The organism is Arthrobacter sp. Y3223164 (genome assembly GCF_059091005.1).
This window is the reverse complement of sequence record NZ_JBNHGF010000003.1, coordinates 9,789-24,107: the sequence shown is the minus strand read 5'-3', so window position 1 is coordinate 24,107 and position 14,319 is coordinate 9,789. Positions and strand designations below refer to the sequence as shown.

5 protein-coding genes are annotated in these 14,319 nt (G+C 64.4%); all 5 read right to left on the bottom strand.

Annotated elements, in window-relative coordinates; genetic code table 11:
- Window positions 1-36: 36 nt before the first annotated feature.
- Entirely contained in the window at window positions 37-5,268 is a 5,232-nt protein-coding gene (locus AC5RUJ_RS00605) for a Pls/PosA family non-ribosomal peptide synthetase (protein ID WP_494127921.1), read from the bottom strand.
- A gap of 365 nt (window positions 5,269-5,633) precedes the next feature.
- On the bottom strand, window positions 5,634-7,103 hold the full coding sequence (locus AC5RUJ_RS00600) for an aspartate kinase (RefSeq protein WP_494001865.1): 1,470 nt from the start codon (window positions 7,101-7,103) through the stop codon (window positions 5,634-5,636).
- A gap of 152 nt (window positions 7,104-7,255) precedes the next feature.
- Window positions 7,256-8,614 carry a diaminobutyrate--2-oxoglutarate transaminase gene (gene ectB / locus AC5RUJ_RS00595; RefSeq protein WP_494127980.1) on the bottom strand — a complete coding sequence of 453 codons (1,359 nt, stop codon included), beginning with the start codon at window positions 8,612-8,614 and terminating at the stop codon, window positions 7,256-7,258.
- Window positions 8,615-9,212: 598 nt separating this feature from the next.
- Window positions 9,213-11,912 carry a helix-turn-helix transcriptional regulator gene (locus tag AC5RUJ_RS00590; RefSeq protein ID WP_494127920.1) on the bottom strand — a complete coding sequence of 900 codons (2,700 nt, stop codon included), beginning with the start codon at window positions 11,910-11,912 and terminating at the stop codon, window positions 9,213-9,215.
- Entirely contained in the window at window positions 11,909-14,110 is a 2,202-nt protein-coding gene (locus AC5RUJ_RS00585) for a helix-turn-helix transcriptional regulator (protein ID WP_494155542.1), read from the bottom strand. The genes AC5RUJ_RS00590 and AC5RUJ_RS00585 overlap by 4 nt, the downstream gene beginning before the upstream one ends.
- Between the last annotated feature and the right edge of the window lie 209 nt (window positions 14,111-14,319).

Here is a 14,319-nt window from a genome sequence, read left to right as displayed (position 1 = left end):
GGAATACGGCTCATGTTCGTCCTTCTCTTTCGCTGTCTAAACGATCTCTCGTGCGGGGTTGCCGCCGTACCGCGCGCCCTCCGGCACTTGGCTACCCTTCATCAGGAGGGAATCGGCCTCCAGGACCGAGCCGTCGCCCATGACGACGTCGTAGAGCAGGTAGGACCCGACGCCCAAGGTGACTCCCCGGCCGAGGGCGATCGCGTCGAGTTTGAAGACGCCGTCCTCCATGGAGTGGCACTGGACGACGCTGGAGTTATTGAGAGTCGCGTCGTCACCGATGGTCACCAGCGTCTTCTCCGGGATGACGCAGCCGTCGTCAAAGACACGCTTACCCATCCGCACGCCCTGCAGGCGCCAGAACAGGGGCTTGAACGGGGTGCCGTCAAAGAAATACAGCGGATACGTGATGAACTTCCAGAACCGTTCGTGCCGCCAGAATCTGACGTCGTAGATGGAGCAAACGGTCGGGACCATGGCTTTGAATCCTTGGGCGGCACGCTCGAGCACGATGAAGAAGGCGATCATGAAGGCGCCGAAGCTGACGGTGCCCAGGTACAGCCCGAGTCCCGGAACGCCCGGGAAGAGTATGAGGGCGAGTGAAAAGGCCAGCATGCCGGCGAGGATGAGGACCCACCGGCTCGCCAGGTACAGCCCAAGGGAGACGGCATTGTGCCGGTTCTTGGCCGGCAGCCGACGGATCATTTCTTCCCGCCGGTCCGTTTTGAGGTCGCGATTGACCGACCGGGGAATCTCGAACGCCGGTGATCCGAGCAGGCCGACGTTTTCCCGAACCTCGCCATGGATGGGAATCATGACTTTACTGCCGAAGAGAACGTTGTCGCCGACACGGGCGCGGGACGGATACGGAATGTCGTTGCCGAAGAAGTTCTTCGCCCCGATTTTCACCTCGGAGACGCTGAAGGACGTACCTGAGTAGTTGGCGTTACTGATCGACACGCCGTCGGAGATCATCGTTCCGGATCCGACGGTAGTCAGGTAAGGGTTGTCATGGTCGAGTTCCGTCCCGAAATTCGATCCTGTCTGCTCAACATTTGGCTGCTTGTAACCCAGCAGACGAAGGTAGTGCACAGCCAGGGAGCTGTCCCCGGTGATGTGCATGAACTGGAAGACGTTGGTCAGCCGGAAGATGAGCCGGTGGGCGGCGTAGCGCAGCCCGTACATCGGATAAACCTGCCCCGGTTTAATGAGGAGGTTGAGCAGCCGGGGAACCGTGAACATTGCGGCCAGACCGAGGAACATGCCACCAAACAGCACGACGAATGAAGCGAATACCAGATCCGCGTAGAAGCCCGGGTTTGTGTGGTCCATATGGCCGGTTTCCCCGTAGGCCGGCAGGAGCAGCGCAATGGCCAGTAGAAGCAACGGGCCGAACAGGACAGTGTTGTTGAGCAGGAGGAGCACGCTGAAGGTGACCCGCCGCCGCCGGCTGCACGGCAGCGGCTCGACGAACCGGTAGTTCACGTTGGTCGGCACCGCAGGGGACCCGTGCCAGCTTTCGCCGGCGGGTACGGATTGCAGCCGCTGCAAGGACGACGAGTGACCCAATTGAGCTCCGTCGCCCATCGTGGAGTTGATGTCCAGCACGCACCTCTCGCTCACCAGGACGTCCTGGCCAAGCGTGACCCGGCCGGTCTGGATCCACCCGTCGTGGGCCCGGTAGCACAGGTAAAACGCATCCCTGTTGATCACCGTCCCGCTGCCGATCGTCAAGAGGTCGGTGCATACCGGAGTGATGGGGGTGAGGATGGTGACGTTGGATCCGATCTTGGCTCCCAGCAACCGCAGGTAGAAGGGAAGGATGGGGGTCCCGACGAAGAAGGCCAACGGGTTGAGTCTGACCAGCGCCCGGACAAACCAGAACTTGACGTAGGCCAGGGACCAGATGCGGATGTTCTGCTCTTTCCATCGTCCGAGGAGCAGCCATTTCAGCAGGATCGGCACGATGCTGAGGGCCAGAAAGAAGCTGAATCCGACGACGACCGATCGCCCCCAGGTCTCCAGGACGCCCTCCCCTGCAATGACCCAGGTGAAGCCGGCCGTGATCGCCGTGAGGAAGGTGTAGGAGTAGCCGATGGCGAGTGCGGCTTGCAGGGCACCGCAGAGCACGACGTCGAAAGTGCCGGCCCGCCCTCGTTTGGGCCTGGGGTGCGGTTCCTGTGCTGCCCAAGCGTGGGGGGCTGTCGGGGAAGTAAGTGCAGCGGCGAGCTCTCGGATCGTCGGATGCTCGTAGATGACCTGCAGATCAACCGGCGGCAGGTCGGTGTTCGTGCGCAGCGCGGCGGAGAATCGCGCAACTATCAGGGAGTTGGCCCCGAGATTCTCGAACATGTGAGCCTCGACGGAGACGCGCTCCAATCCCAACACGGCAGCAAGCTGCTCGGCGAGAGCCGCCTCGGCGTCCGTCGCCGGTTCGCAGTACTCGCCCTCGGCTGAAGCGCTCACCCGGTTGCTGGGTGTCGGCAGGTTTTTCCGGTCGGCCTTGTCGCTGGGCAGCATCGGCATGGTCTCAAGCTGCTCATAGAAGGCCGGGATCATGTAGCCCGGCAGCCGGTCGCGGAGCTCTTCCCTGATCTCCTCGGGCGCGAGTTCGGAGACCCCTTGGCGCAACGTATAGAACGCGGCAAGCTCTGTCATCCCCGGTGCCGACTCATGGGTCTCGACGACTGCCTGCGCGATCCCGGGGATTTGCAGAAGCACCGATTCAATCTCTGACAGCTCGATCCGGTACCCGCGGATTTTGACCTGGGTATCGATTCGGCCGTAGTACTCGATCAGCCCGTCGTCGTTGATCCGCCCAAGGTCGCCGCTGCGGTAGATGCGTCCCGATGGGTTATTCGAAATGCCCATGAAGTCGGGGATAAAGACCGCATTAGTCTTCTCGGGATGATTCACATAACCCACCGCAAGCCCGATCCCGGCGATGCCGATCTCGCCTGTCTCTCCCCGTGGCAGGGCACGCGGCTCGTCGGGATCCAGGATCATGATCGTGTAGGTCGGCAGCGGCTGGCCGAGGGTGATCGGCTTGTCGGGATGCAGAACGTCCCACGTGGCGGTCACGGTCGCTTCGGTGGGCCCGTAGACATTGAGGAATCTGCGGCCGGGCCGGTACCAACGCTCGGCCAGATCGCGCGGGCACGCCTCACCCGAGACCAGCAGAAAACGCAGGTCAGGGAGTTCGTGCTCCAGTGTGGCCAACAGGGTGGGTACACAACACATCGCGGTAATACGGTTGTCGAGCAGAAACCGTTCCAGGTCGACCCCGAGCACGCTCTTCGAACTCGGCTTGGGCACCAACGTCGCCCCGACCATCCACGGCACCCACATCTCCTCGACAGAAAAGTCGAAGGCGATCGTCAGTCCCTGATAGACGCGGTCGTCGCCCTGATATCCGTAGACCTCGGCGGCGACCCGGACGAAGTTGCAAATGCTGGAGTGTTCGATGGCCACCCCTTTGGGACGGCCCGTGGAGCCCGAAGTGTAGATGACGTAGGCCAGGTTCTCGACAGGGGCGGGCTTCTCGCTGTCTGCGAGCCGGGAGCCGGACATGGCTGCAATGTCCGCGGCGGCCGTGTCCAAACTCAGGGCGCGCGGGCAGTCCTCCGGCAACAGACTGGCCAGGTGGCTCAAGGTCAGCACGCGGCTGGCCCCGGAGTCCTCCATGATGTAACCCATCCGGTCCGGCGGAAATCCCGCGTCCAGCGGCACATACGCCGCCCGGATCTTCAGCACCGCCAGTATTGAGACATAGGCCCACACGGCGTGGTCGAACAACAGCGCAATGCGATCGCCGGCCTGGGCTCCGTCGTCGAGCAAATGCCGGGCCAGCTGATTGGCCCGCGCGTCGAGCTGATCGTAGGTCAACCTCGAGTCCGCGGAGTCGACCGCCAACTGGCCTGCCCGGCCTTCGCGGCGCAACAAGTCGCATCGGCTCTCGAAGAGCTCCTCCAGGCGCTCGCCCGGAGACCACCGCACCTCTTGGCGGTGCGGGGACTGCAGCAGCAGGTCTACCGCGATCGTCATCGGCTCGTGAACTACGTCGGTTGCGGTTGCCGGACCGCCCGAGCGCACCTCGTACGGTGCTGCGATGAGCTCCGTCTCGCTCAATTCGACTCTTCGCCCTGCGGGTTCTGCCTGCCCGCCGGCCCGACCGACAAACACCGGGCCTTCAGGATCGGCGCGAACAAAATCCCCAGTGCGGTAGGCTCGGGGCCAGCCGAGGGCGCCCAGGGGAGCATATTTCTCGACGTCTTCGCCTGGATCGAGGCAGCGGCCTAAGCCAACCCCGCCGATGACCAGTTCTCCTTCTTCGCCCCAGGCGACAGGCTGGTCGTTCCTGTCCACTACGGCCAGTTGCCAGCCGGGCAGCGGCCGGCCGATGCCCGCCGGAGTCGACTCATGGGCTGGAGCACAGGCGACGATGGCCTCGATGGGACGGTACGTGTGCCATACTTCCCTGCCGGGGGCGGCCAGCCGCGGCGCAAGATGCGGTGGGCATTCCTCGCCGAAGATCAGCAACCGGACGTCTTGCAGCGATTCCGCCTGCCATAGTGCAGCGAGGGCAGACGCCGTTGGGACCACGGTGATACCCCGTTGCACCAGCCACGGGCCCAGGTTTTCGCCTGAGCGGATGACCTCGGGAGGTGCCGGCACCAAGCAGGCGCCGTGCCGCCACGCCAGCCACATTTCGTGGCACAGGCCGGACCTGCCGAAGAGACCGGTCAGCACACGATCGCGGGGCCCGAGCGGGTCCTCGGCGCAGAAGACCGACGCTTCAGCGTCCACAAAGGCGGCCGCCGACCGGTGCGACACTGCGATTGACTTGTATTGGCCGGTCGAGCCTGAGCTGACGATGATCCATGCATCGTCGTCGGCGGTGGGCGGGCGAGCCTCTCCGTGGGCGGGCGCTCCGATGACGGGACGGACCCGAAGCCCGGGTCCGACTACCGCGCATACTTCGGCCGCTTCCCATACCAAAGCGGCTCGGTCACCGAGCTCGTCAGGATCGACAGGGACGCATGCCGCTCCGCGAACGAGTACGGCCAGCACTGCGATGTAGAGGTCGACCGTACCAAGGGCCATCAGGATGCCGACCCGGTCTCCGGCACCGATCCCGCGTTCGCGCAGGTTCAGGGCCAGGGACTCGATCCGCTCCAGCAGCGCCAGGTAATTCAATGAGGTGGTGCCGTCATCCAACGCCAGCGCGTCCGGGTACTCGTCCACGGAGCGAAAGAGGATGTCCAGCAACGTGCGAGGAATCGGTGCAGGCCCCCCTGAGTACACGCCGGAGGCGGGAGGGATTGTGCTGCCGGTGCGTTCGCTGGCTCCTGACGGGGCGGGGTCCGTTGGCGCCGCCAGCGCGACTAATTCTTTGGACGCCGCTTTATGAGCGCCGGCCGGCGTCCGCGCGTGGGACTGCCTGACCAGCATGGTGGTGTCCTCTGATCCAAGGTACGAGTTCTCGGCTGGCGCCATTGGTACCTCCCGTTTCTGCACTGCATTTGGGTGTATGGGTCACTGGGGTCAGTCCCTGCTCGCGTGGCGCAGAAAGCTGATGTCCTTGTGCCGGCTCGGCACATTGCCTAAGCTGCTCCTTCCTCCCCAGTCAGACGTCATGCGGAAGATCCCGGCCGGCTAGCGGCGAGCGCTTGAACCTCGAACTGCGGAAGCGTGTCCGGCGTTTGGTCGCCCGCCGCTTCCGTGTCCGGCGTACGGTCGTCCGCCGCTTCCTTGTCCGGCGGCGTGAGACCAAAGGCGTCCTGCAGAGCGCGGACAGCATCGGCAAGCTCATCGGCCCGTGCCACGGCCGCAATGCACAGCTCGGAAATCGAGATCATCTCCGGACTGATCCCGGCGTCCGAAAGTGCTCTGAAGAAAGTGCTGAGGGTGGTGGGCGAAGAGCGCATCCCCAGTCCGGTGAGCAAGACCTTGCCCACTTCTCCCTTGTGATACAGGGCTTCAAATCCGATGCGGCTCCGGGCCGCGTCCAGGGCCGCTATGGCTGCCGACGCCTCCGTAGATGGGAGGGTGAAGGTGATGTCGGCGATTCCGGTCCCCGGGTCCCGCGAATTCTGCGCGATCATTTCGATGTTCAGCCCCGATGCGGCGAGCTCCTGAAGGAGTCGCGCGGCAGTCCTCGAGCAGGCCGGGATTCCGGCGATGGTGACTTGTGCGGCGGAGTTGACGCTTGCCACGCCCGAAACCAGAGTCTTTTCGCCTGCGTGCGCATCCGAACGGGGTTGATCGAGACTGGGCAGGATCATGGTGCCCCGCTTTTGCACGAACGAAGAACGGACATGGATCGGAATACCGAAGCGGCGAGCGTATTCGATGCATCGGAGGTGGAGAACTTTTGCCCCCGCGGCTGCGAACTCGAGCATTTCCTCGCTGGCGAGTACATCGATCTTGCGCGCGTTGGGAACGATCCGCGGATCTGCCGTATAAATACCGTCGACATCCGTATAGATCTCGCAGACGCCTGCGCCGAGTGCTGCGGCGAGTGCGACGGCGGTCAAGTCCGAACCACCCCTCCCCAGAGTGGTGACCGTCTTCCCTTTAAGGCTTTTGCCCTGAAACCCTGCCACGACGGCGACCTGACCGTTCTTCAAGCAGGCACGGACTTGGCGCGGATCGACATCGATAATGTGAGCTTTGCCGTGGCAGTCGTCGGTGATGAGGCCCGCCTCGCTGCCTGTGAAGGTCCGGACATCGACGCCCAGATCGGCCAAGGCGATCGCCAGCAAGGCCGCCGAAACGAGTTCGCCGGTCGTCAGCAGGGTGTCGAGTTCGCGGGCAGGGGGATGCGGCGAAACACTAGCCGCGAGATCCAACAACTCGTCGGTGGTGTCGCCCATGGCGGAAACCACCGCAACGACTTGATATCCAGACGCCTGTGTCTCAGCCACTCGGTGAGCGGCGCGACGAATGCCGTCGGCATTCGCCACCGACGAGCCACCGAACTTCTGCACGATGATGTTCGTTGAGCGTCCAGCCGTGCCCGCCGCCTCCGCTCGTTCGCCCCACGGCAGTGGCTCGCCGAGCCTCGAGGCGCTGCGCGGCAGCTCGAATGAGTCCTGTGCCATGCGGACAGCAGCTTCATCCATGGCCTCATCTATGCGCTTAAAGTTTTTCACCCTGACCCCCAAACTTGCTGGGCTGCCGCTGCACCTCGGGTGCGGTCGCTGCCCCGCCAACACTCCGGATTGCCCTGCTGCGCCCGTCCAGAGCTAACCGCCTATTTGCCAATGTGTGCTCGGCTCGGCGTGCTCACTGCGCGCAGCAGCCCCGAACTGGACGCCCGCGGCCTGAGGACGTCCCCACCGCGGCTGCCCGGCGTTTCGTCAAGCCATTCACCGGCAACCGATCGGACAGCCTCTGCAAGCAGGTCAAGCCCGCGGGTCAAGTTTTCCGCGCTGATAGTCAATGCAGGCATGGCTTTGAGTACTTCTCCCTCCGGCCCGGAGGTTTCTACCAGCAAGCCACGGGCGAAGGATTCGGCGGCAACTTTTCGTGCCATTGTCCGGTCCGGGAAATACACGCCGGCCAAGAGCCCCCGACCGCGGACAAGGGCGCCTTCAATGCCGGCCGCCATCGTTGCCAGAGCTGCATGCAGCTGTGCGGACCGTGCCGCGATGTCTCGTTCGAATCCCCGACCGTTCCAGAAGTGTTCCAGGGCCGCGGTCCCGGTCACGAAGGCCGGGTTATGGCCGCGGAAGGTACCGTTGTGCTCCCCCGGCTTCCAGATGTCCAGTTCGGGTTTTAACAACATGACGGCAAGCGGCAGTCCGAAACCGGACAGTGATTTCGACAGGCAGACAATATCGGGTTGGACACCTGCTTCCTCAAAGCTGAAGAACGTGCCCGTACGTCCACACCCGGCCTGGACATCATCGACGATAAGAAGCATGCCGTGCTGGTGACAGATATCGGAGAGTCGCCGCAGCCAACTTCCACTGGCCGCTCTGAGCCCTCCCTCGCCCTGAACCGTCTCCACTATGACCGCGGCGGGTTTGTCCAGTCCGGACCCGCTGTCCTCCAACGCATGCTGCAGCCACAGGAAATCTTCCGCCGGCTGGTCGAAGTAGCCGTCATAAGGGAAGCTGGAGGCGTTATTGAGCGGAACTCCTGCGCCTTGGCGTTTTAGTGAATTGCCCGTTACCGCCAGTGCGCCAAGGGTCATCCCGTGAAACGCATTGGTGAAGCTCAGCACTTGGTGCCGGCCGGTAACCTTGCGCGCCAGCTTCAGCGCCGCTTCGACGCTGTTCGTCCCGGTGGGGCCGGTGAACATGACCTTATAGTCGAGACCGCGAGGGATCAGGATTAGTTCCAGGAACGTCTCCAGGAATCGCCGCTTCGCCGTCGTCTTCATATCGAGTGAATGGATGACCGACCCGGAGCGCAAGTAAGCAATCAGCGGCTCCAGGAGAAGCGGATTATTGTGCCCGTAATTGAGTGCTCCTGCGCCCGAAAAGAAATCCAGATACTCCCTGCCGTCCTCGCTATGCAGCGTGTCCCCGGCGGCGTAGTCGAAAACGGTATCCCAGGTCCGGCAGTAACTGCGGACCTCCGACTCGAGAGATGTAAAGATATCCATCATTTACCTGCCTTAGCTGTCGCTGGCTGCCGCCCCGGGCACGTTTCCTCCGGGCGGGGGGAGCGTCCGAGTCCCGGGCTGCAGGCCTGGACAACTCCGGTGCCCCGTCCTGCTGCGCCGGACCGTGCAGGACCGCCGCATATGTGAACATGCGTGTGGCAGGCCCTCGAGACCTTGTCGAGTTCTGCGATCATGTCGATTCCCCAATCTGTTCAACCGGGTCCCCAATCCGTTCCACCAGACGGATTCTGCGATCGACCAGCGCGCGCAGTGCTCCTAAGGGGATGCGCGATGCTGCCCGTGTCCCAGGCGAGGCCCGTGCCCCAAATTCGGTTGCCGGGATGGATGTCACAGCCCGCCGACGCATGCCCGCGGACTGTCCCGGAACCGATAGTCGTCGAGAGCCTCACGCCCCCTTGGTTTCTACCGAAGCTTTCGACAGTTTCAGCCTAGGAAGCGGCCACGATGTATGCCCAAGTAGCCGACACTCGACTTGGACCGACAATTCGGCTGTTTCCTGCCGCGGCATGACCGATGGTCTACTTGCTGCTTCGCGGCGGGTACTTGGATCTGCGCGTCAGATACTTGCTGTTGGCCCTCACTGATCCAGTACTTCGGCGTACCGGATCAGCTGCTGGCGGTTCTCGACCCCGAGTTTTCGGTATATCCGGTACAGATGGCCCTCAGCGGTCCGGGGAGAGAGCGTCAGGGACTCCGCGATCTGCTTGTTGCTGGCGCCCCGGCGCACCAAGTGGACAATTTGTTGCTCCCGAGCGGTCAGGGCCGGTGCACTCCCCCGGGCACGTTCGGTTGCAGGAGTCGTGACACCGTCGAGTCGGCGCAGGGTTACCCGCAATTGGTGCAGTGCACCGTTGTGCTGGCGTTGAAGTCCCTGCCGCTGGTAGATGTCCGATGCCCAGGACGTTGCCGTGGCCGCGAGCAAATCTTTGCCCGCACGCGTTGCCATATCGGCTGCTGCCATCAAACCCCCCGGATCCGATGAGGCCCTGCTGGACGCGACAGCCGCCAAAGCCTGGGTTTCGGGCCCATCCAACGGGGCACACAGTTCCGCGAGACGTGCCGCCCCGCTATCGTCCCCGAGCAGGAGCTGATGCTCCAGGATCTCTTTCTCTGCGCTGACCCATCCCGCGGCACGGGCCGTTGCCGCGAAGGCTTCAAGTTCGTCCAGTAGAAGAACCGTATTTGCGCGTGCTGTTCCCGGCGGGCCCGCGCGGCTTGATGCAGCTGCCGCAGCGTAGGCAGAGGCTACAAGCAGGCGCGGGCGGCTCCCGGTGCCCGCTTCTTTCTGCAGGCCAACCCGGAAGTCTGTGGCTTGCCCGGCGTTGCCCAACAGAGCCGCTCCGGCTGCTGCGGCTCCGAGCACGGATGGAAGCAGCATCCCTTGATCCTCGTGGCGCAGCGGGCCGATACCTTCCGCCAACGACTGGACCGCGGGCTTCACCCGGCCCCTTCGAAAGAGAAGCAGTCCTCGCAGAGCGGATTCGTTACCTGAAAACCAACGGTGCCGGCACGGCGCGGTCCTGCTGTATTCATCCAGGGCGCGTTCTGCCTCCTGGTAGCGGCCGGCGATCAACAAGGACTCCACGTTCCGGGAAAAGACAAAGGGATAGAAGGACCGTAGCGAGGGAGTTGCCGCGACCAGCTTCAGGGCCTCTGTCCCGGCTTCCGCCGCCTGCCTGAAACGGCCGGTTTCCGCCAGGCAAAGCGCCTTGACGGTACCGGCAAGCAGTCGGGTAACTTCAGCATCCTCAGATCCAGGGGCAGGGGCGTTCTCCAGCCGATCGAGGGCCGTTCCGAAGTTTCCTTCCAACATGTCGGCATAAGCCTGCAGCAACCAAGCACCGGTTGCTGCATCCAGGCACGCCGCTGCGACCGGAGCGTCGCCCGGGACCGTCGAGGGTTGCGTCGCCGCTGCTTCCATCCAACCGGAGGAAATCTTTTCAAGCTGGGCCCGGTACCCGGCTTCCGGCTCCACCAGGGACGCCCGGAGCAGCGCGGCGGCCGCGATTGTCCGACGGTCCACGTTCTCATGGATCAGGTCCAGTGCCGCTTTGGCCTCCGATCTGTCGCCCAGCCCCCAATGGGCGCGGGCTCGTTCCACCAGAGCTGCAGGCTGGCCGTTTGCGCCGGCATCGGCAAGCCTCAAAGCCAACGGATGGTCACACTCGTCATTGGCGGCACACGCGGCACGTAGTGATTCTATGGGTGACGGCGGCCGGCCGGCGTCAACTTGCCAGCGCACCAGTTCCACCCTGGCTCTCTCAGGTGCAGGTTCCAGGCGGTTCATGACGTGCAGGAATTGGTTGAGAAGTTCCGCGCTGCATCCTGCGGGCACCATGGATCGGATAACGTCCGCGTACGGCGGGAACCGAAGCCGCACGGCGAGGTTTCCGCTGCGCATGTCCGCCAACAGCCCCATCTCCTCCAAGGATCGGACCGCCATACTGTCGAAGAGGGCACCGGCCGCTGCAGCCGGCACGGAGCCGGCCAGGGCGGCGATGTCCACCACACGCCGCTGAGGTGCCTCCAGCCCAGTGACCAGTCCCTTGAACAGATCAGCGGCGGCCGGATCCAGGCCAGTGGGTTCCTGGATCATCCGCCACACTCCGTGGTGCTGCACCACATTGCCCGCTGCAGCAGCGTGCGCGGCCAGGGCCTTCAGGAGGTGCGGATTTCCCAAAGACTTGTGCTGCAGCATCTGCACCGTCCCGCCGGCTACCGTCCCTCCGAACATCTGTTCAAGGGTGTTGCGGACTTCCGCCGTCGTGAGCGGCCGCACTTCGAAGGCTTCCAGGATCCCGTCCTGGCACAATTCCAGGAGCTCCCGCGGCTGCGCGCTCCAGCTTCTACAGAGCGCAAGGATCTTGAGCGAACGCGCCATGACCAGTTGCGCCAGCAGATGGCTGCTCGCGTCGTCCAGATCATGGACATCGTCGACGATCAGCAACAGGGGACGGGCCTCGCCCGCGGGGCCCTTGGCAAGGGAGGAGCGCACCGTCCGCAGGACCGCCAGCGGAGATTCCAACTCCGCGGGGGTCACTCCCCTCAGATAAGGAAAGAGCGCACCGTAGGGCACGTGTGCCAGGGTTGGTTCGGCTCGTACCCGCTGCACCCGCACCGCGTCCCCAAGGTTCCGGACAACCTCATCCGCGACGGTGGACTTCCCTATGCCGGCGTCCCCGTAAAGCACCGCTCCGCCGGTTGCCTGGCCGGCGAGGCAAGCGGTCACCGCATCGACGAGGTCCCGGCGCCCGCCCCCGGAGCCGGAAACGTTCATGCGGTTGGGCCAGGGGACTCCGGAGCCAGCATCTCGGCCAACTCTTGACGGCTGCGAATGAGCAGTTTGGAAAACACCTGGTACAAGTGGCCTTCGACCGTTCTGGTCGAGACACCAAGTTCCCGGGCAACAGCGTGATTGCTGCGGCCCTCGGCAACAGACCTGGCAACAGCCTGTTCACGCGCCGTGAGGCGCCCGCGCCAGGCGGCCTCGTAGCCTGATTCCGTCCCGGCCTCAAGGAGTGTGCGAACCTTGCGCCTGACCCTGCGGAGTACATCGGCCCGTCCCGATCTGTCTGCGGCCGCCTCGGCCTGGCCGGCTACGTCGCGGGCAAAGGTCAGTTGACCGGCTCTAGCCGCTTGCTCGGCCGCTTGGAGAAGCAGGCTGGCGTTTCCGGAAGCGAGGCCCCTCGCGTACGTTTCGCAGACATCGGCGAAAGGTCCTTGGCACCGGGTGGCAAGTTCCAGCAGTCGGCCATCCTCGTCCACCCCGGACAGACGCGCCATGGCCGCCAGCGCCATCATCTCCATGGCGCCGACCGCCGCCGACCGGTCCGCAGCCGCCTGCTGCCGCAGCAGTCGCAGCGCACCATCGACGTCGCCGCTGGCCGCCCGTGCCATGGCACGAAAGTGCCGTTCCAGGCGGGTGATGAGCCAGGGGCTTGCCCCGCCGCGGGGGGGTTCTGTTCCTGCCTCTCCGCCGGTTTCATTGAGCATGGCCCGGCAGTAAGCCGAGGCCGCTTCGGCCAATGGTGCCAATCCGTCGGGATCCGCTTCCGACGACTGGGCGCGGGCAGAGCGCAGCAGGCCCGCTGCACGGTGCAGATCACCGGTTGAGGCCAGTACGATGCCGTCAACGAGTTCCTCCCACGTACCGCCGGGATCACCACGGCGGCCGCACTGGCGGAGACGCCCGGCGCCGTCCAACCAGGAGCCGGACAGCAAGTAGGCTGCGGCCCGGTGCTGTTGGATCTCCCTACGGCGTTCTTCAGGCAGCGTTGCAAGGTCGGGCCACGGCTCGTCGGCAACCGCCAGCGCATCATCACTGCGCCCGGTGACTGCCAAGGACTCGCAGAGCAGGGCCCGGCTGAGCAGTCTCTGCCACGTCGGGACAAAGGGATCCTCTGCACAGCGCCGAAGCAGGTCTAGCGAGCCAGCGTACTCACCCTGAAAGACCATGGACCGGGCCGTGTCCAGCGGCGGCACCAAGCTGTTCCGGACCGGTTCCGGGTGGCTGCGGCGGGTCGTCCGGGGCACGGCCGGTGGCCGGGACCGATAGTGGCCGTCGGGCGAGGTTGCGCGGAGGGCCTCTGCCATGAGCCGGTCAGCGATTTTGACCACTGGGGCCGGATGGTAGCCGATGCCGGCTATCCCGCGATACTGAAGCTGGTCCAAGGCACCACCGCGCCCGGTCGCCTGCAGATCGGACAGGGGAAGACCGCCGGACTCCGCGAGTTGGCGGGCGAGCTCCAGAACGTCGTCGTCCAAACCGCTCAGGGTCGCGCACACAGTGCTCACCGTGGGCGGCCCCAGCCGGACCGGTTTTCCGGTGTGGACCCATACGCCGTTCCGTTCCCGGAGAGTACCTGAGGATACGTAGTCCCTGACCAGCAACGGAACCAACCTTGGATTCCCGCCGGAATGTGCCTGCAGCACCCGCGCCGCTTCGCGTGAAAGCCGTCCGTCCAGCCCGGTCGCAGCCAGCTCGCCAACTTCCGACTGGTTCAGGGGAGGCAGGTCGATCCGCCGCATTCGCGGGTCGTGGCCCAGGCTCAGGAACGCCGGCGGAACCGCCGAAAAATCCCGGGCGAGAATAATGCTTCGTACATCTCCCCTCGTGACCAGTTGGCCGAGCAGTGTCGCGGAGTCGCCGTCGATATGCTCCGCGTTGTCGATCAGCAGGACGATGTCTCTGCCGCCGGCTGCCTGGCTCAGTTGTTGTGACAATCCGTCCAGAACCAGCATCGGGTGCGCCAGCTGCGAGTCATCCAACTCGGCCAGCAAGTATGTCAGCGCCCCGTAGGAGCGGCTGCGCGCGTACGCGGTGCCGCGCAGTTGGACGACCAGGACGTGTTCCCCAAGATGTTTAACCACATGCCGTGCCAGCAGCGTCTTCCCGTATCCAGAGGGCGCGATGACGACCGCGCCCGCGGATCCCCTGTCCGTCAGCGCTTTAAGAACCGCTCCTGCGACCTCCACCCGGCCGATCAGAACCGTGTCCGGGCCGGGCACAAGCGCATGACTGAATAAACTCTCAGCCTTCATGGCGAGACCGTCTTTCTTCCCCTGCCCCCAACGCCCGACCCCCATCGGACGTGGGATTAACCATAGCCAGCGAGTCCGGCCTTGTACACGAGTAGCAGGCGGGTGGGCCTGGAACGGCTGCGGCAGATGATCCACGCCGGCCA

What these genes read in the sequence shown, in the direction of transcription:
- AC5RUJ_RS00590 (WP_494127920.1), bottom strand. Translation starts at nt 11,912, where the DNA reads ATGAACGTTTCCGGCTCCGGGGGCGGGCGCCGGGACCTCGTCGATGCG.
- ectB (WP_494127980.1), bottom strand. Translation starts at nt 8,614, where the DNA reads ATGGATATCTTTACATCTCTCGAGTCGGAGGTCCGCAGTTACTGCCGG.
- AC5RUJ_RS00600 (WP_494001865.1), bottom strand. Translation starts at nt 7,103, where the DNA reads ATGGCACAGGACTCATTCGAGCTGCCGCGCAGCGCCTCGAGGCTCGGC.